Source organism: Luteimicrobium album (assembly GCF_030161555.1).
Taxonomy (GTDB): domain Bacteria; phylum Actinomycetota; class Actinomycetes; order Actinomycetales; family Cellulomonadaceae; genus Luteimicrobium; species Luteimicrobium album.
The window spans coordinates 1,444,302-1,461,965 of record NZ_BSUK01000001.1; the positions used below are offsets into that span (position 1 = coordinate 1,444,302).

Annotated in this window: 17 protein-coding genes and 2 pseudogenes; 13 read left to right on the forward strand and 6 right to left on the reverse strand. The window is 70.4% G+C overall.

The annotated features are described in order from the left end of the window. Positions 1–1,074, forward strand: coding sequence for an FtsX-like permease family protein (locus QQK45_RS07385; RefSeq protein WP_284292698.1), 1,074 nt, complete (start codon positions 1–3; stop codon positions 1,072–1,074). A 40-nt stretch (positions 1,075–1,114) separates the two neighbouring features. On the opposite strand, the gene QQK45_RS07390 is transcribed toward QQK45_RS07385, so the two are convergent. Continuing rightward, the gene (locus QQK45_RS07390) at positions 1,115–2,113 is read right to left on the reverse strand and encodes an IS481 family transposase (protein WP_284292406.1); all 999 of its coding nucleotides are present in this window, start codon (positions 2,111–2,113) and stop codon (positions 1,115–1,117) included. Positions 2,114–2,394: 281 nt separating this feature from the next. Between QQK45_RS07390 and QQK45_RS07395 the strand changes: the two genes are divergently transcribed. Beyond that, a complete protein-coding gene (locus tag QQK45_RS07395; protein ID WP_036955350.1) occupies positions 2,395–2,586 on the forward strand; it encodes a hypothetical protein in 192 nt (63 codons plus the stop codon). A 391-nt stretch (positions 2,587–2,977) separates the two neighbouring features. Here the strand turns inward: QQK45_RS07395 and QQK45_RS07400 are convergent. Beyond that, positions 2,978–3,376 (reverse strand): annotated as a pseudogene (locus QQK45_RS07400) (DDE-type integrase/transposase/recombinase); the annotation flags it as partial. A 51-nt stretch (positions 3,377–3,427) separates the two neighbouring features. On the opposite strand from QQK45_RS07400, the gene QQK45_RS07405 reads away from it, so the two are divergent. Further along, positions 3,428–4,707, forward strand: a protein-coding gene (locus QQK45_RS07405) for an IS3 family transposase (protein WP_284292387.1) whose coding sequence is annotated in 2 segments (ribosomal slippage) — positions 3,428–3,731 and positions 3,731–4,707 — 1,281 coding nt in all. Because the reading frame shifts where the segments join, the coding sequence is not laid out codon by codon here. A gap of 154 nt (positions 4,708–4,861) precedes the next feature. Further along, a complete protein-coding gene (locus QQK45_RS07410; RefSeq protein ID WP_284292699.1) occupies positions 4,862–5,524 on the forward strand; it encodes a hypothetical protein in 663 nt (220 codons plus the stop codon). Between the two features lie 237 nt (positions 5,525–5,761). Here QQK45_RS07410 and QQK45_RS07415 read toward each other — a convergent pair whose 3' ends face one another. Together QQK45_RS07415 and QQK45_RS07420 are read right to left on the reverse strand one after the other, a co-directional pair. Beyond that, the gene (locus tag QQK45_RS07415) at positions 5,762–6,145 is read right to left on the reverse strand and encodes a VOC family protein (protein ID WP_284292700.1); all 384 of its coding nucleotides are present in this window, start codon (positions 6,143–6,145) and stop codon (positions 5,762–5,764) included. Beyond that, entirely contained in the window at positions 6,075–6,725 is a 651-nt protein-coding gene (locus tag QQK45_RS07420; protein WP_284292701.1) for a hypothetical protein, read from the reverse strand. The genes QQK45_RS07415 and QQK45_RS07420 overlap by 71 nt, the downstream gene beginning before the upstream one ends. Before the next feature lie 296 nt (positions 6,726–7,021). Between QQK45_RS07420 and QQK45_RS07425 the strand changes: the two genes are divergently transcribed. Further along, a complete protein-coding gene (locus QQK45_RS07425) occupies positions 7,022–7,627 on the forward strand; it encodes a TetR/AcrR family transcriptional regulator (RefSeq protein WP_284294975.1) in 606 nt (201 codons plus the stop codon). Positions 7,628–7,637: 10 nt separating this feature from the next. Here QQK45_RS07425 and QQK45_RS07430 read toward each other — a convergent pair whose 3' ends face one another. Beyond that, positions 7,638–8,696 (reverse strand): hypothetical protein, encoded by a 1,059-nt coding sequence (locus QQK45_RS07430; RefSeq protein WP_284292702.1) that lies wholly within the window; start codon positions 8,694–8,696, stop codon positions 7,638–7,640. Positions 8,697–8,809: 113 nt separating this feature from the next. On the opposite strand from QQK45_RS07430, the gene QQK45_RS07435 reads away from it, so the two are divergent. The 7 genes from QQK45_RS07435 (at position 8,810) to QQK45_RS07465 (ending at position 13,215) form a co-directional block, all read left to right on the forward strand. Next, the gene (locus QQK45_RS07435) at positions 8,810–9,772 is read left to right on the forward strand and encodes a GGDEF domain-containing protein (protein ID WP_284292703.1); all 963 of its coding nucleotides are present in this window, start codon (positions 8,810–8,812) and stop codon (positions 9,770–9,772) included. 75 nt (positions 9,773–9,847) lie between these two features. Beyond that, positions 9,848–10,204, forward strand: coding sequence for an A1S_2505 family phage non-structural protein (locus QQK45_RS07440; RefSeq protein WP_284292704.1), 357 nt, complete (start codon positions 9,848–9,850; stop codon positions 10,202–10,204). A gap of 34 nt (positions 10,205–10,238) precedes the next feature. Then, the gene (locus tag QQK45_RS07445) at positions 10,239–10,925 is read left to right on the forward strand and encodes a uracil-DNA glycosylase (RefSeq protein WP_284292705.1); all 687 of its coding nucleotides are present in this window, start codon (positions 10,239–10,241) and stop codon (positions 10,923–10,925) included. 142 nt (positions 10,926–11,067) lie between these two features. After that, positions 11,068–11,337: a hypothetical protein gene (locus QQK45_RS07450; RefSeq protein WP_284292706.1), complete on the forward strand. Its 270-nt coding sequence runs from the start codon at positions 11,068–11,070 to the stop codon at positions 11,335–11,337. A gap of 112 nt (positions 11,338–11,449) precedes the next feature. Then, entirely contained in the window at positions 11,450–12,085 is a 636-nt protein-coding gene (locus QQK45_RS07455) for a histidine phosphatase family protein (protein WP_284292707.1), read from the forward strand. Positions 12,086–12,118: 33 nt separating this feature from the next. Next, complete coding sequence (locus tag QQK45_RS07460; protein ID WP_284292708.1) at positions 12,119–12,670, forward strand: MarR family winged helix-turn-helix transcriptional regulator; 552 nt, start codon at positions 12,119–12,121, stop codon at positions 12,668–12,670. Beyond that, complete coding sequence (locus QQK45_RS07465; protein WP_284292709.1) at positions 12,667–13,215, forward strand: MFS transporter; 549 nt, start codon at positions 12,667–12,669, stop codon at positions 13,213–13,215. The genes QQK45_RS07460 and QQK45_RS07465 overlap by 4 nt, the downstream gene beginning before the upstream one ends. Here QQK45_RS07465 and trpS read toward each other — a convergent pair. Continuing rightward, positions 13,116–14,203, reverse strand: a pseudogene (trpS, locus tag QQK45_RS07470) (tryptophan--tRNA ligase). The gene QQK45_RS07465 and the pseudogene trpS overlap by 100 nt on opposite strands. Positions 14,204–14,762: 559 nt before the next feature. Here trpS and QQK45_RS07475 point away from each other — a divergent pair. Further along, positions 14,763–17,465, forward strand: a complete 2,703-nt coding sequence (locus QQK45_RS07475; protein ID WP_284292710.1) for a LamG-like jellyroll fold domain-containing protein — start codon at positions 14,763–14,765, stop codon at positions 17,463–17,465. Positions 17,466–17,664: the final 199 nt, after the last annotated feature.

Below are 17,664 nucleotides of genomic sequence, written 5' to 3' on the forward strand. Positions count from 1 at the left end.
ATGCGCGACGCCCTCACCCACGTCGCCACCAACATCACCCGGGCATGGGGACGGAGCGCGGCATTCGCGGCGGCGGCGTTCCTCGCGGCGGGACTGCTCGCCTTCGGCGTCACCCAGGCGAGCTCGAGCCAGGACCGGATCACCGGCGACTTCGACTCTCTAGCAGCCACACGGCTCCAGGTGACCACCCCCATCCGGGGCCTCGCAGACCCCATCCTGACCCGCCCTCAGATGACCGCGATCGAGCACATCCGCGGCGTCGTCGCCGTTGCCTGGGTGACCTCCCGCGACGTCAGCCTCGCGGCCGACCCCCGCACCCCGACATCGACGCGCTTGTGGACCGTCTACGAGAACCCCGCGGCCCTGGGACTCACGCTGGACAACACGACGTCGCAGCTCACCGCGGGCCTGTACCTAGGAGGAGCAAGCGACCTAGCTCGGGCCGGTCTGCCCCGATTCAGCCATGTCTTCGTCGGCGGCACGCCCGTCATTCTCGACGGCACGGTGACGTCCTCCCCAGTCCTTCCGGACCTCCTCCAGGCGGCACTTCTCGTACGACCAGCAACAGAGCCGGACTTGTCCACCTCCGGCGAGCTGGTGGTCCAGGTGCATCCAGGATGGGCCAACTACGTGGGAGACAGGCTCGCCACCCAGATCGCACCAGGCAACGAGAGCTCCGTCTTGGTCGCATATCCGCCCGAGCCCGCAAACCTGCGCGACAGCGTCACAGGGTCGGTCAACACGCTCGTCCTGCTCGTCTCGGCAGCCCTGCTCGTCGTCGGTGCGCTCGCCGTCACCGTCGGCACCTTCTTCCGGGTCATGGCCGAACGTCGACTCCTGGGCCTCTACCGGGCCATCGGCGCCAGTCGCGTGTTCGTCTCCGGAACTATCGTCCTCGAGGCCGCCATCACCGGCACGATCGGAGGACTCACGGGAACCCTCGCAGGCGTTGCCGCGGCTGCGGTCTGGGCGCTTGTCAGCGAGACTGCGCTCAGCATCCCAGGGGCCTGCTCGCTCTCGGAGTCCTGGCAAGTCTCGTCGCGAACACACTGGGCTCTCTCCTACCCGCGGTGAAGGCTGTGCGTGAGCCACCTCTCGCAGCGATCCGTGCGCGCTAGGTGTGATGTCCAGGCAGGTTGTTGTCGATCCTGCTGATGGGTGGGGCTCCGATGGCGGAGTGGTGCCTGTGGTGATTGTAGAAGTGGAGCCAGCCGGGTAGCGCGGATCGGCGCTCGGATTCGGATCCGTAGAAGCGGGCGTAGGCCCAGCCGTCGGCGAGGGTGCGGTGGAAGCGCTCGATCTTCCCGTTGGTCTGCGGCCGGTAGGGGCGGGTCTTCTTCGCGGTGATCCCGAGCTGCGTGCAGGCGTCGCGCCAGGCGTGGGACTTGTAGGCAGACCCGTTGTCCGAGAGAACCCGCTCGACGGTGACGCCGCGGGCAGCGAACCAGGACACCGCGCGGCGCAGGACACCGATCGCGGTGTCTGCCTTCTCGTCGGCATGGATCTCTGCGTAGGCGACGCGGGAGTGGTCGTCGATCACGGTATGCACGAACGCAGTGCCGAGCTTGGGCTCGTGACGGTGGTTCCTGTTCTTCGTGCGGTTGGCGGTGGCTTCCCGGTTGCGCTCGCCTTGGACGCGTCCGACGAATCGCCAGCCGCCACCATCGGGGATGTTGCCGAACTTCGTGACGTCGACATGGATCAGCGAGCCGGGGTGGTCGTGCTCGTAACGGCGGATCGACTCACCGCTAACTCGGTCGATATGGCTGAGCCTGTTGATCCGGCAGCGCACCAGGACCGCGTGAACGGTCGATGCGGGCAGGCCGAGCTCGCCGGCGATCTGTATCGGTCCCAGTCGGCGTCGCCACCGCCTCTTCACGATCTGCTTAACCACGGGCAGTGGTGTCTTCGTCGGCATCGACCATGGTCGGCTCGAACGATCGGCCATCCCGGCGGGTCCCTCCGAACGCAGCCGGGCCGCCCACTTGCGGGCAGTGACGGGCGAGACCATGAACATCTTCGCTGCGACCTGCGGCGACCAGTGATCCTCGACGATCAAGCGCGCCAGCCGCAGCCGGGCACGCGGGGTCAGAGCAGCGTTAGCGTGGGACACGAGGGCCTCCCGGTTCGTGAAGCGGTTGAACTCAACAACTCCACTTCACAACCGGAGGCCCTCACCCTCAGCTCTTCACGGCCGTGTCGCCGAAACAACGTCCCTGGACATCACAGCTAGGTCGACCACGGAACCATCCCGACGGCGACACGACGGCCTGGCAGTCAGACTTGTGGCCGCTGTTGATCAGGCGTTGTGATCTGAGCCGAGCGGTTTGGCCGGATGCTCGGGTAGAAGCGTGGCGTCTGGTGTGATCTCCTGCGCTCCCGTAGCGTTACCACGTGCCCACGACCGTTGTTCCCGAAGCTCGCCGCCTTGCGCGGCGCGGCCACGTCGGTGACGACGGTCTGACGACTCAGGAGCGCATCGCGATGGCGCGGCGCTACCTCGAGGAATCCAACCGGCCAGTCCCGGAGTCGGTGATGCATCTCGTCCGCGAGCGACTCATCGCTGAGCGTGCTGACCTGGCATGAGGCACGCAGGTCTGACCGCGTAGAACTAGAACGGTTTGTCTGCGCTGATCCTGCTGATACGAGCTATGAACCGCGTCGAGGCGCCTACCATCCCAGGCCCGGGGAGCGTGAGGTTCAGACCGTAGTGCGAACGACCCACCCCCACGGCCAGGAGATGAGGCACTCCTGGTTGGAAGCGACGCGGTCGGGATCGCGGCGGTGAGTTACTCCGCGTGGAACCCGATTCAAGAGCAGTACGTGATCCACGTGATCGCGAGGCATGTGCGCGCTCGGGGTCTCAGCTATGGCGGTGAGGCGCTCGCGCAGACACTCGCCCTGCTCAGCGCCGACAAGGGCGATCGAGACTGCGCAGTCTTCGCGCGGATACACCCGTCCAACGAGCCAAGCAAGCGGCGTGGGACTTGTAGGCAGACCCGTTGTCCGAGAGAACCCGCTCGACGGTGACGCCGCGGGCAGCGAACCAGGACACCGCGCGGCGCAGGACACCGATCGCGGTGTCTGCCTTCTCGTCGGCATGGATCTCTGCGTAGGCGACGCGGGAGTGGTCGTCGATCACGGTATGCACGAACGCAGTGCCGAGCTTGGGCTCGTGACGGTGGTTCCTGTTCTTCGTGCGGTTGGCGGTGGCTTCCCGGTTGCGCTCGCCTTGGACGCGTCCGACGAATCGCCAGCCGCCACCATCGGGGATGTTGCCGAACTTCGTGACGTCGACATGGATCAGCGAGCCGGGGTGGTCGTGCTCGTAACGGCGGATCGACTCACCGCTAACTCGGTCGATATGGCTGAGTGAACCGCACTGGCTCTGTTGGAGGCTCCAGCCCTTTGAAACGAGGATGGAGTTATGCCGAAGGAGCACAAGCCTGGGAAGCCGACGACGCGTCGGTACAGCCAGGAGGAGAAGGATGCTGCGGTCCGGATGGTCCGTACGCTGCGGGCTGAGCTTGGGGTCGAGCACGGCACGGTCCAGCGGGTCGCACAGCAGCTCGGCTACGGGGTGGAGTCGGTGCGCTCGTGGGTCAAGCAGGCCGACATCGACGCCGGTGTGAAGCCTGGCGTGAGCAGCGAAGCAGGCGATCGGATCGCGGCCTTGGAGCAGGAGAACCGCGAGCTGCGCCGGGCCAACGAGATCTTGAAGCGGGCCGCGTCTTTCTTCGGGGCGGAGCTCGACCGCCAGCACAAGAGGTAGTCGCGTTCATCGACGCGAACCGTCACGACGTTGTCGAAGGCACGGTGCTCGGAGTCGAGCCCATCTGCACGGTCCTACGCGCTGCGGGGATCCAGGTGGCTGCGAGCACCTACTACGCCACGAAGAGCAGGCCGCCTTCGGCCCGGGCGGTGCGTGACGCGAAGCTACGCCCGCTGCTGCGCCAGCTGTGGCACGACAACTTTCGGGTCTACGGGGCCAGGAAGCTGTGGAAGGCCGCCCGGCGTGCCGGCCACGATATCGGCCGTGACCAGGTCGCCCGGCTGATGCGGGCCGAGGGCATCGAAGGCGCTCGACGGACCAGGCGGGTCAAGACCACCCGGCCGGACCCGACCGCTGCCCGGCACCCGGATCTGGTCAAACGGGACTTCACCGCCACCGGCCCGAACCAGCTGTGGGTGACCGACCTGACCTATGTCCCGACGTTCGCCGGCATCGCCTATGTGTGCTTCATCATCGACGCCTACTCGCGGATGATCGTGGGCTGGCGGTGCGCCTCGACGATGCGGACCGAGACCGTGCTGGACGCGATCGAGATGGCCCGCTGGTCCCGCGGCACGAACCTGCCCGGGCTGCGGTGTCACAGCGACGCCGGGTCGCAGTTCACCTCGCTGCGCTACGGCGAGCGGCTGGCCGAGATCGGCGCGACGCCCTCGATCGGAACCGTGGGCGACAGCTACGACAATGCCCTGGCCGAGACCGTCAACGGCTACTACAAGGCTGAGCTGATCCGCGGCCCTGCTCGCACGGGGCCCTGGCGCACCGTCGAGGACGTCGAACTGGCGACCTTGTCCTGGGTCTACTGGCACAACAGCCAGCGGCTGCACGGCTACCTTGGCGACGTCCCGCCTACCGAGTTCGAGGAGGCGTTCTACGCTACCCAGCAGGGCCCCAACGCCCTGGCCGAAATCAAATAGATCGAGCCTCTACAGAAGCCAGTGCGGTTCACTCTCTACGGTCCTGCTCAGGCAGGATCCTGAGGGTGGTTTCGACGTCGACCTCAGAGTTTTCCGGCGGGACGAACCGATCGTCGGCTCGTTCACGCTCATCCCCGAAGACCTTGGCACACTGATGCTGTTCGGACCGCTTGAAGGCCTAACGGTGCAGACCAGCGGCCGTGTCGTCGTCCCGGTGCACCGTCCGTCGACCGTCCTGGGCCCCGACTTGTTCATTCGGTGTCTGGACCTCGTCGTTGACGGTGCCTCTGTCGAGTTCGCGAACCGGGCGGTGCCCGGCCAAGCCGCGGACCCATCGGTCGGTATGGTCATCTTCGAGGTCGAGGGACATCTCGTCCTGCCGCCCCAGATTGCGCGCAGACCCCTGCCCGGCGACTTTGAGCTCCGCGTCCCACCAGCCACGACGCTCGCTTACCCGTGGCACGAGTACCGCCAGACCCTTGAGGAGGCCGCGTCGGTTGACACTTCGGATCGGGCTGTGCGGTTCCTCAACATGCTGATGAACCTCACCCGTACGCACGGTCATTCTGGTGAGCGCGGCTCCTTCGTCAAGAAGCTTGAAGGCCGCCAGTCCGTCAAGGGCAGCGAGTTCACCCGTGCCGCTGCAGTTCTCGAAGCTTCGGGAGTCGCCCGCGTTGACGGGGACATGATCTACATCCGTGCCGACTTCGAACGGCACAGGTTCAGTGGCAAGACGCTCCCGGGCCAACGAGTGATCGGCGACGTCTGGGACGTGTGGGGTCCGATCGCGGAAGCTATCAGTAACGTGCTTGACTGAGCCCCGCATCGACCGGGCCGTGCCGCTGAGCAGGTGTGCCCAGAGGAGCGGATTGGGTGTGCCTGGGCGTTCTGCTGCCTCCCCATTGCCGCAGGCCGTGGCGATTCGGAAACCTCCCACAGTGAACGAGACCCCCGGTCGGATGTCCGACCGGGGGTCTCGTCGTCTTCGTCGCGCCGGCGACGTCGCGTCCGGCCGCTGCTGCGCGCGGACCCGTCGACGATCTGCCCGGTGCGGTCAGGAAGTCTTCGTCTGCCACAGCCCGACGACGTTGCCCTCGGTGTCCGTGAAGTAGGCGGCCCAGCCCATGTCGCCGACGGGTGCGCGCTCCTCGAGGCGCGTGCCCCCGGCGGCCTCGACCGCCTCGAGCGCCGCGTCGATGTCGTCGACGTCGATCACGACGTTCGGGGCGGTGTGGTCCGGGCTTCGCTCCAGGAGCCCGCCGTTGATGAACCCGGGCTCGGTCGGACCGCGGTCCCCGTTGGGGCCGGTCGACGCGAGGACGTAGCCTCCGGCGTCGGGCCACGTCTCCAGGCCCCAGTCGAAGACGTCACGGTAGAACGCGGACGCGCGGTCGGCGTCGTCGTACGGAAGCTCGAAGTGCACCACTCGACGGGGCATGACCCCTCCTGTCGTCGGCCGGGTCGGAACCCGGCGACGGTGCCGCGGATCCCTCACCGTCCAGCGAACGCCTTCCGGCCGTGGGGAGCAAGACCCGGGGGCGGGTGATCCGACGGGCGAGCGGCGACGCGGTGACCGTGCCGGCGACCACGAGCCCGACGACGAAGCCCTCGGCGGTCACGAGCCCGTGGGCGTCGTCGACCACGACGAGGGCGATGAGCCCGAGGATCGGGACGAGCGCGGCGAGCACGCGCTCGCGCAGAGGGGCGGTTCCGTGCAGGACGACGGCCGCGGCCAGCGTCGCCGCCAGGAAGTAGGTCGCGCCCGAGCTCCCCGCGAAGTTGCGCGGGTCCGTCGCTGCCGCCGCGCCGACCCCGCCCACGAGACCGGGCAGAAGGGCGCCCGCGACGAAGAGCAGCACGGTGACGACGTCGCCCCACCACAGGCAGGCCGCGGCGGCGACGAGCACGAGGGTCACGAGGTTCCACGTGGCCCCTGCGACGCCACCGTTCTGGAGGAAGACCGCGGTGAGCGGGCGCCACCAGCCGGTGCGCGACGGGTCGTCGTCGAGGGTGGCCATGGCGCCCGTCCATGCGGCCTGGAGGACGAGCCCCCGACGGCGAGGCCGGTCAGGGCGACGGCGGCCCACGGGACCGTCCGTCCGGCCACGGCCGACCGCGGGTCCACGAGCGCCGCCGCGGCCCGGAGCATGAGCAGCATGAGCACCGCGGTGACGACCGACGAGGCGATCTCGACCATGAGACTCTCCTCCATTTCTAACATCGTTAGAACCCCTGTTGGTGAAGGTACTCGCCTGCTTCGGGTGGATCAAGAGGCTGCCGATCGAACGCCGTTCGATAGGCTCGTGCCGTGGCGATGAACGTGGACCGGATCGTCGAGGCCGGCATGGCGGTGTTCGCCGAGGTCGGATACGAGCGGCTGTCGATGCGGCTCGTCGCGTCCAGGCTCGGCGTGCAGGCGGCCAGCCTCTACTACCACGTGCGCAACAAGGGGATGCTCGTCGCGCTCATGGCGGACCGCGTCGCGCAGGAGGGCCTCGACGCCGGCACGGCCGCGCTCGCCGGCCTGCCCGCGGACGCCACGCCGCGCGACCGCGTGGTCGCTCAGCTCGCCGCGCTCCGCGTCAGCCTCCTGCGGCACCAGGGCAGCGCGCGGCTCCTGTCCAGCAGCCCCGGCACCCTCGGGCCCGGGGCGCTCGGACTCATGGAGCGACTGCTCGCGACGCTCGCCGACGCCGGCCTGCCCGACGACGACGCCGTCGTCGTCGCGGACGTCCTGCTCAGCTACGTGACCGGGTTCGTCACGCAGGAGCAGGCCGAGCCGGTGCAGCAGCCGCTGCGGCCCGAACCGGTCGTCCCGGCCGACGCGTACCCCCGCACCGCGGCGCTCGCGGGCCGGTTCGACGACGACGCGATGTTCACGCGCGGCGTCCGACAGCTCGCCGCGCTCGTCGAGCGCTGACCGGCCGCGGTCAGGCGAGCGCCGCGGCGACCTCGGCGTGCAGCCGCAGCAGCGGGACGGTGCGCTCGGCCGGCCCGCGCCCGAACCCGCACTCGGTCGCGATGCCGAACTCCGGGACCGCCGTCCGCGCCGCGGCGGCGCGTCGCAGCGCCCCCTCGACGCCGTCCTCGTGGTGGACGAGCCCGAGGAACACGGTCGCGCCGTCGGGCCACTCGGCGTCGGCCAGGGGAGCGAAGTACGCCTCGTCGTCGCGCTCGATCGGGACCGGCAGGTGGATCCAGTCGACCGGGCGCGTCACCGACCGCGCGATGCCGGTCACGACGTCGGCCAGCGTTCCGGCGTCCTTCGGCTGGACGAAGTGGTGCTCCTCGACGTCGCCGTAGCACAGGTGCCAGCCCAGGGAGACGTCGTCGGGCACGGCGGCGGCGTAGCGCACGGCTCGCTCCACGACGCCCGCGAGGACCTCGGCCGGGTCGTCGGACCACCACGCGCGCATGCGGTACCCGCGGATCTCCACCCGCTCCAGCAACCCGAACTCGAGCGCCGTGTCCCACTGGATCGCGAGGTCGGCGTGCGGGATCCCGGCGAGGATGCGGTCGAGCTCGGCGAGCACCGCGCGCTCGTAGACGGGCTCCACGGCGGCCTTCGCGTCGTCGGCGAAGAAGCTGCCGACCACCCCCGCCGGGGTGGGCAGCGACACCTGGAACCGGACGTCCGCCGGGATCACGCCGTCGTCGCGCAGGCGGGCGAACGTCCCGTACGACTCGAGCGCCGCGTCCGCGTAGCCGAGCGGCGGGAGCTCGAGCGACGCAGCGTCCACGCCCGGCGCGACGGCGATGGGCCGGTTGTCGAAGAGCCCGCGCAGCAGCGGACCCGGCTCGCCGACGCGCACCAGCCCGGGCGTCGCGTCGAAGCGCGACTTCTGGAACTGGATCCAGTAGAACCGCTCGCCGACCTCGCCGTCGGGGATGCGGGCCACGCCCTCGCCCAGGGTCTCGGCGACGACACGGAACACGGACTCGGCGTCGGGCTGCGAGACGCTGCCGACCAGGTGGGAGAGCACAGGCACGGTTCCATTCTCCCCGAACGCTCCGCGACGCCCGGCCGACCACGCGGCGAACGTTCGAGGAACGGTGGCCGAACCCCCTGTCACGGGCCCGTGGACCCCGACATACTCCCGCTGTGCACGACGAGATCTCCCGGCTGGCCCGCACGGTGGCGTCCCGACCCGGGGCCCCGCTCGCCGGGGTTGTCGGCGACCTCGCCCAACCCGTGCTCGTGGTCGGTTCGAGCGTGCCGGTCGGGCAGCTGGAGGTGATCTTCCGCCGCCCGGAGGTCACGTCGGTCGCCGTCCAGGACGAGGGTGACGAACGGGGGACGGGGCTCGTGACGCGCGCCGGCCTGGCGGCGGCCCTCACCGGCCGGCTCGGGTACGGGAGGGCCGTCCTCGACCGCAAGCCGACGGCGGAGATCACCGACTGGTCGCCGCTCGTCGTCCCGCTCGGGCTGCCCGTGTCCGAGGTGGCGCTCAGTGCGATGGAGCGCGTCGACGCGCACCGGTACGACGACGTCCTGGTCGCGGGGACGTCGTGGAGCAGCGCCAGCACCGCCGACGTCATGCGGTCGCTCGTCGCGGCGCTCACCGACCGGTCGACCCACGACCCCCTGACCCGTCTGCCCACGCGCCCCGCGACGTGGCACGCGCTGGCGCACCGGTGCGGGCTGCTGCGCGGGAGCGGGACGCGCGTCGTGCTCCTCCTGCTCGACGTCCGCGACATGGCCGGGATCAACGCCCGGCACGGGCAGGGCACGGGCGACGCCGTCCTCGCGGCGCTCGCCTGTCGGCTCCGGGCGGTCGTGCCCCGCGGGTGCGAGGTGGGACGTGTCGACGGGGACCGCTTCGCCGTCCTCGCCACGCTGCCGGCGATGGACGACATCGCCGCCGCGGCGTCCGCCGACGCGCTGCGGCAGCACGTGCTCGGCGAGCTCGCGGCAGCCCCGGAGGCCGTCGGACCGGAGCTCTGGCCCGCGCTGCGCTCGTCCGTCGTGTGGTCGGTCGCGGGTGCCGGCAGCCCGGACGAGCTGGTCCGCGAGGCCGAACGCCGCCTCCTGCGCACCACCGGAGGGTTCGCCCGCGCGTCGTGACGCGGGCGGCGCTCACACGGCCCGGCGTCCTATCGTCGAGAGATGAGTGCTGGGCGGCGTCCGACGAGTCCGCAGGTGATCACGGAGCTCGCGGACGGCGAGGTCTTCGTGTTCGGCTCCAACGCGGCCGGGGCGCACGGCGGCGGCGCCGCGCGGGTCGCGTACGAGCGGTTCGGTGCCGTGTGGGGCCAGGGCCACGGGCTGCAGGGGCGGTCGTACGCCATCGACACCATGTCGGGGTGGGACGCGCTCGTCGCCGACGTGCGCGCGTTCCTCGTCTTCGCCGAGGAGCACCGGGAGCTGACCTTCCTGCTCACCCCGGTCGGCACGGGCATCGCCGGGTGGGACGCCGCGGACGTCGCACCGCTCTTCGCCGGCGCACCCGACAACGTCCTGCTCCCGGAGGCCTTCGCGACGGTCCTGGGCGTCTGACCGCGACGGTCGCCGTGGCACTTAGGCTGGCCGCGTGACGACGACGACGCCCGCACCCCTCGCAGAGCTCCTGGACCCGGGCTGGGCGCGCGAGCTGGCGCCCGTCGAGCCGGTCGTGCACCGGATGGGCGAGTTCCTGCGCGCCGAGAACGCCGCGGGGCGCGGTTACCAGCCCGCCGGGTCCAGCGTGCTCCGCGCCTTCACGTACCCGTTCGACGCGGTGCGTGTGCTGATCGTCGGGCAGGACCCGTACCCGACGCCGGGCCATCCGATGGGGCTGTCGTTCTCCGTCCAGCCGCAGGTGCGGCCGCTGCCGGGGAGCCTGCGGAACATCTTCACCGAGCTGCACGACGACGTCGGCGCGCCCGAGCCGTCGACGGGCGACCTCACGCCCTGGTGCGAGCAGGGCGTCATGCTGCTCAACAGGGTCCTGACGGTCTCGCCGGGCACGCCGGGGTCGCACCGCGGCCAGGGCTGGGAGGAGGTCACGGACCGCGCGATCGACGCGCTCGCCGCCCGCGGGGGTCCGCTCGTCGCGATCCTCTGGGGCCGCGACGCCCAGTCGTTGCGGCCGCGCCTCGGCGACATCCCCGTGGTCGCCACCGCGCACCCGTCGCCGCTGTCCGCGTACCGCGGGTTCTTCGGCTCGAAGCCGTTCTCGAAGGTCAACGAGCTCCTCGCCCAGCAGGGCGCGGACCCGATCGACTGGACCCTGCCGTGAGCGACGGTCCCCGCACCTGGTTCGAGGTCGGGGGCGCACCACCGACCCGGCGGTCGCCGCCGCCCGCTTCGCGGTCGTCGCGTCGGCGCTCGGCGCGCACGTCGCCGTCGCCGACGTCGACGTGCGGGCGGACGGCGCGGACGTGCCGGCCGTCGTCACCAGTGCCCTCGAGTCCCTGCGTGCCCGACGACGGCGCCGCTGGGCCCGGCGGGTCCGCGTCCAGGTCGCGGAAGCCGGCCGTGGCGTGGACGCGCCGTCGTCGGACGCCCGGGTCCGCCGCGCGCGGGCGGACGTGCAGCGGGTCGCCGGGTACACGCACGTCATGCTCGTCGGGGCCGACGGCGCGCTCGTCGGGGGCGTGCACGAGGGGCTCGTGACTGCGGCGCTGACCCCCGCGAGGTCGCGCTCGTGACGTCGCGTCTCGGCGAGCAGCCGGTGGAGATCGTGTCGCCGCCCACCGGGCTCGCGGCGCTCCTCTCGATGAAGCCGCGCGGGGCGCAGCAGCGTTGAGCGCGGTCACCGGGGTGAGGGAGGTGCTGGTCGTCCGGCACGGCGAGGCCTACAACACCGTCGAGCCCGACGGCGCGCGCGAGGTCGCGGACCCGTCGAACCCGCCGCTCACGCCGCGCGGCGAGGCACAGGCCGCGCTGCTGGGCCCGGTGGTGTCCGCGTTCGCGCCCGACGTCGCCGTCTCGAGCCCCTTCCTCCGGGCCGCGCAGACGGGCGCGGCGGCGCTCGCGGACGTGGTCGTGCCCGCGGCGCTCGACGTCCGGATGTGCGAGCACTTCCTCTACGAGCCGCTGCGCGCGTTCGACGGGATCGACCTGGCCGACTACCGGGCGCGGTTCGGCGCGCTGTACGCGGTCCCGGACGAGCTCGCCGTGCGGGCCACGTACCCGGGGTTCCCCGAGGACGAGGCGTCGGTGGCGCGGCGGGTGACCTGGCTGGCCGACGCGTGGCGGGCGCGGGGCGACTGGGAGCGCGCGGTGTTCGTCGGGCACGGTGCCACGGTGTCGGCGCTGGTCGCGGCGCTGGTGCCGAGCGCGGCGGTGGTCGCGCCCGACGTCGGGCACTGCTCGGTGACGCGCCTCGTGGAGCGGCCGGGCGGGGCGTGGGACGTGGTGTCGCTGTTCGATGTCACCCATCTCCGCGAGTTGTGAGAGTGCTTATATAAGCGCTGTTAGGATGGCCGGGTGAGCGAGTCCCCGACCCCTGCCCACCCGCCCGCGCGACCCATGCCCGAGCGCCTCGACGCCGTCGTCTGGCGCCCGCTCACCCTCCTGCTGCGCGACCTCGACGACCAGATCGCCTCGCTCTACACGAGCGCCGGGATCGAGGGCCTCAAGCCGCGCTACTCGCTCCCGCTCGTCTGGCTCGACCAGGACGGCCCCCTCACCATCCGCACCCTCGCAGAGCGCTGCGACGTGACGCACTCGGCGATGAGCCAGACGGTTTCCGCGATGCGCGACGCCGACCTCGTCCGCAGCGCCAGCGGTCCCGACGCGCGCACCCGCCTCGTCGAGCTCACCGACCGCGGACGGTCGCTCGTCGCCTACCTCGTCGACGAGTGGAATGCCACCGAGGCAGCCGTGCGCGAGCTCGAGGCCGAGCTCCCGTACCCACTGACCCGCGTCGTCGACGACCTCCACGCCGCCCTCACCCGCCGGTCCTTCCGCGACCGGATCTCGGCCCGGATGACGCTTGCGCGCCCCGATGACGCCGGTACCGTCCGGCCGTCGTCGTGAGCGCGCTCACCGCGCTCGTCGACGTCCGACCGCTCAAGGACGCACCCTTCCGCCGGCTCTGGCTCGGCTCGACCGGCAGCCAGCTCGGCACCCAGATGACCGCGACCGCCGTCATGCTCCAGCTCTGGGACGACACAGGCAGCACCGCCTGGACGGGTGCGGTCGGCATCGCGCACGTCGTGCCGCTGGTCGTCGTGGGGCTGCTCGCCGGGTCGTTCGCCGACCGGCACGACCGCCGCCGCATCGTCCTGGGCGCCAACCTCGCCCAGCTCGTCGTCTCGGCCGTGCTCGTCGTGCAGGCGCTCGGCGGCGGCCTACCGCCCCTCGCGCTCCTCGGGCTCGTGGCCCTGCAGACGACGGCAGGCTCGGCGGGGGCCCCTGCGCGTTCGCGGGCTGCGCGGCTACCGCGTGCCCGTCGCCCGGCCGCAGCCCGCCGACGAGGACGTCAGTACACCATCCCCATAGCCGCGCGGACCTCGTCGAGCGTCTTCTCGGCGACCTCGTTGGCCCGCTCGTTGCCCCGCCGCAGCACCTCGTGGACGTAGCCGGGGTCGGCGGCGAGCTCCGCGCGTCGGGCGCGGTGGTCCGCGAACCGCTCGTTGATCGCCTCGGTGACGTACGCCTTGAGCGCGCCCCCGCCGCCGTCGCCGATCTCCGCGGCGATCTGGACGGGGTCGCCGCCGGTGGCGAGCGCCGCGGACGTGAGCAGCGCCGACACGCCGGGGCGACTCTCCGGGTCGAAGGAGATGTGGCGGTCCGAGTCGGTCGGTGCCTTGCGGATGAGCTTCGCGGTCTCGTCGGCGGTCATGCCGAGCCCGATCGCGTTGCCGTACGACTTCGACATCTTGCGGCCGTCGAGGCCCGGGATCTCGGGGAGTCGGACAGCAGCGCCTGCGGCTCCGGGAACACCGGGTTCTTCTTCGCGTACCGCTCGTTGAACCGGCGCGCGACGACGCGGGTCTGCTCGATGTGGGGGAGCTGGTCCTTGCCGACGGGGACCAGGTTGCCCTTGCAGAACAGGATGTCCGCGGCCTGGTGCACGGGGTAGGTGAGCAGCAGCCCGGACAGCGCCCGGCCCGACGCCGCGAGCTCCGACTTCACGGTCGGGTTGCGCAGGAGCTCCGCCTCAGTGACGAGGGACAGGAACGGCAGCAGGAGCTGGTTGAGCGCCGGGATCGCGGAGTGCGTGAAGATCGTCGACCGCTCCGGGTCGATCCCCGCCGCCACGTAGTCGAGGACGAGCCCGTGAACGTTGTCCTGGATGTTCTCGGTCGTCTCGCGGTCCGTGATGACCTGGTAGTCCGCGACCAGCACCCACGTCTCCACGCCCTGGTCCTGCAGGACGACGCGCGACGCGAGCGTCCCGAAGTAGTGGCCGAGGTGCAGAGACCCGGTCGGGCGGTCGCCGGTCAGGACGCGGTAACGCTCAGGGTGCGCGTCGAGGTCCGAGCGGATCGCCTCGGTGCGGCGGAGCGACTCGGCGAACGTGTCGGACGACGCGGTCGGGGCGGGGGAGCTGGCGGTGCTGGACACGGTCACGAGGGTATCGCGGTGCGCCAGCTGGCTGCGGCAGTCAGATGAGCATCGCTCCTCGAGTGCTCGTGCAACCTCCCCGTATCCACAGGCATTTGGGTATTGCCGTAACGCAAGAACGTCGGTAGGTTGTCGCTCGCCATCAGTTGCCTGTGCGTGACATAGGGCTGATGCATGGCTCGTCCGAGGGGGACGCGCAAGGTTGTGTCCGCTTTTCTTTGGAACGACGGTCCGGAAAGATAGAGGACGGGCCATGTCATTGCGATGGTCGAGTGCGCCCATTTCTAGGTTTGCCAAGGAAGGCGCCGGAACGATATCCCGTCCGATCCGTGCCCTGCGAGGCGGCGTCGCAGTTGCCCTCGTCGTCGGCTTGTTGCCCCTCTCGGTTGGCTCGGCGGTGGCCGAGGAGCCTTCCTCGAGTTCGTGTACGGGGCAGGCGGACCAGGCCGCCGACGCGGTCGCGCAGGCGGTGGCGTGTGCGTCGCCGGTGGAGCTGACGAGCGCGGATACGGCGTATGAGACGGTGCATGTGAACCCTGACGGTACGACGACGTACGACATGGGTTCGGAGCCGGTGCGGACCAAGGTGTCGGGGGCCTGGAAGCCGATCGATCGTTCGCTCGTCGGTGGGGCCGAGGGGATTGAGGTTGCCTCGCCGCTGGCGCCGATGACGTTCTCGGACGGCACGACGGGCGAGCCGCTGGCGACGATCACGACCGGCGGCCACGAGTTGAGCATGGATGTGCCGTTCGACCTGCCTGCGCCGGAGGTTTCGGGTTCGCAGCTGACTTACGGCGACGTGCTGCCTGGGGTCGACCTGATCGTCACGGTGGATGACGACACGGCCGGGTTCGGTGAGGTGCTTCGGGTCGATTCGCCGCAGGCGGCGGCGAATCCGGCGCTCGATGAGCTGGAGTTCCCGCTGGCCACGAGCGATGACCTGGACGTGGTGAGCGCGGGCGGTGGGTTCGAGGCGCGTGATTCTGCTGGTGAGGCGGTGTTCACGGCTCCGCAGCCGCAGATGTGGGACTCGTCGGCGGACGGCGTGATCGCGCAGGCGAACGCTCAGGCGATCCTGGCCGCGCCGTTCGGCGTGACCGACGACGAGAGCGCCGCCCCTGTGGTCGAGACTCCGTGGGCCGCGGACGTGCTGGGCGACGACGTCGCGGCGGACCGCACGGTGGCGCCGGTCGAGGGTGACCGCGTCGCGCAGATGCAGACCACGGTCACTGACCAGGATGTCACGATCGAGCCGGACGATGCGATGCTCACGGATTCCGACACGACGTGGCCAGTGTTCATCGATCCGAAGGTCAAGGCCAAGACGCCGGCCGAGTGGGTGATGATCGAGTCGGCTTGGCCGGACACCACGACGTACAAGTTCAGCCCGGATCAGGGTGTGGGCCTGTGTGACTACGCGGTCACGACTGCGTGCACCAAGACCAACAAGCAGCGGCTGATTTGGGAGTTCGATGACCTTGACTGGCTCGGCGACCTTTCGGCCGCGGATGTCACGAAGGCGACGTTCAAGGTGTTCGGTACTCATTCGTGGGACTGCACGCCGCGGGGTGTGACGGCGTACGTGTCGAAGAACATCTCGACGGGGACGACGTGGAACTCCAACGCGAGCCTGTGGGGCACCGGGGACTATGTTGCGCAGCAGCAGATCACGGTGGCGCACAAGTCGGGGTGCCCGGACTCGCCGACGAGGTTCGTGTCGTGGGACATCACGAAGGCGGCGAAGTGGGCCGCGGACACGAACAAGTCGTCGTTCGCGATCGGGCTGAAGGCGCACACCGAGGCGAGCATGCAGCAGGGGTGGAAGCGGTATCGGAAAGACGCGAGTATCTCGATCACGATCGAGCGTGCGCCGTACGCGCCGACGAACCTGAAGTTCACGGACCCAGCGGGCGCCTGCACGACGACGGACTCGGCGCGTCCTGTGCTTCGCGGCGACACTCCGACGGTCAGCGCCCGGCTGAATGACCCGGACGACAACGACAGCGCCTCGCAGGACCAGCTGAAGGGCCACTACGCGATCTACACCGTGAGCGGGTCGAGCAAGGTGTGGTCCTACGACACGACCTCGTTCCACAACGCGCAGGTCGACATCCCGGTCAAGGTCTCGGCCGGCAAGCTCAAGGACGGGGTGGCGTACTACTTCGACGCCTATGCGACGGACGAGTCTGGCAAGGCGGGCCCGGTCTCGACGAAGTGCGAGTTCTACATCGAGACCTCACCTCCTTCCGTCGCACCCGGCGTGACGGTGGTCTCGGGCCCGTACCACAACTCGACGACGCCGAGCGGGGCGGTGGGAACTCCCGGGACGTTCACGTTCACGACTGGCGGGGCGAACGACATCGTGTCCTACAAGTACAACTTCGACGACGACGCCATGACGAAGGCCGCCAGCCCTGGCGCGAACGTGGCGTTCACTCCGAAGGAGCCGGGCAAGCACACGTTGTACGTGGAGTCGATCGATCGGGCGGGTTGGGCGAGCAGCAAGCACGCGGAGTTCGTGTTCTACGTGCGGGTGACCGGCGTTGAGTCGGAGTGGCGCATGGCGGAGAACACCGGCACGACGGTGGCGGACGCCCAACATCCTGGGGACTCGTCGCGTGCTTTGAAACTGACCGGGGCGACGTGGGTCGACGGTCCGATCGGGGACCTCGACGGCGACGGGCACGCGGATTCCCACGCGATCCACTTCGACGGTGCGGCGGGGCACTACGCGCAGACCGCCTTCGAGCCGCTCGCGACGGACCGGAGCTTCTCGGTCTCGGCGATGGTCGAGCTCGACTCCGCAGGGCGGAATGCGACCGCTGTCAGTGTCGACGGCGACCACGCGAGCGCGTTCCAGCTTGCCCACCGGTCGGGGGCTGAGTGCGTGGGCGCGCCAGCCAACGGGTGCTGGGGCTTCTTCATGAACGGCGCCGACGCGGCGAAGCCGACGACCACGTCCGTGACGGCCCCGGACGAGGTGGTGACCGGCCAGTGGGTCCAGCTCACGGGTGTGTACGACGCCACTGCGAAGACCGCGACGCTCTATGTGTGTACGCCGGGGTCGCTGACCAACCCGGTCGCGAACAGCGCGGCGTTCACGACGCCGTGGATGGCCTTCGGGAGCCTCCAGGTCGGCCGGGGGCTGTATAACGACGCGGCGACCGATCCATGGCCGGGCGCGATCGGTCCGGTCCACGTCTACCAGGGGATCTTGTCGGCCGGGCAGATCCACGACACGTGTGCGGGGGCCGGCGCATGAGCCGCATCGGGCGTCTGGGAGGGGGCATGAGGCGGATGGTGAATCGGCACCCGGTCGCGCATCCCCGCGCTCTGGTTGCGGCAGGGGTGACGCTGGCGCTCGTCTCGGTGGGCCTGGTTGTACCGGTTGCGAGTGCCGACGCAGGCCCGGATCGGGCGACGTGGACTGATGCTCAACGCCGCGACTACGGTCACGAGCT

Excerpts from the sequence above, each read along its gene's own strand:
- QQK45_RS07475 (WP_284292710.1), top strand. The coding sequence starts at position 14,763 with ATGGGTTCGGAGCCGGTGCGGACCAAGGTGTCGGGGGCCTGGAAGCCG.
- QQK45_RS07425 (WP_284294975.1), top strand. The coding sequence starts at position 7,022 with ATGAACGTGGACCGGATCGTCGAGGCCGGCATGGCGGTGTTCGCCGAG.
- QQK45_RS07385 (WP_284292698.1), top strand. The coding sequence starts at position 1 with ATGCGCGACGCCCTCACCCACGTCGCCACCAACATCACCCGGGCATGG.
- QQK45_RS07415 (WP_284292700.1), bottom strand. The coding sequence starts at position 6,145 with ATGCCCCGTCGAGTGGTGCACTTCGAGCTTCCGTACGACGACGCCGAC.
- QQK45_RS07420 (WP_284292701.1), bottom strand. The coding sequence starts at position 6,725 with ATGGCCACCCTCGACGACGACCCGTCGCGCACCGGCTGGTGGCGCCCG.
- QQK45_RS07410 (WP_284292699.1), top strand. The coding sequence starts at position 4,862 with ATGCTGTTCGGACCGCTTGAAGGCCTAACGGTGCAGACCAGCGGCCGT.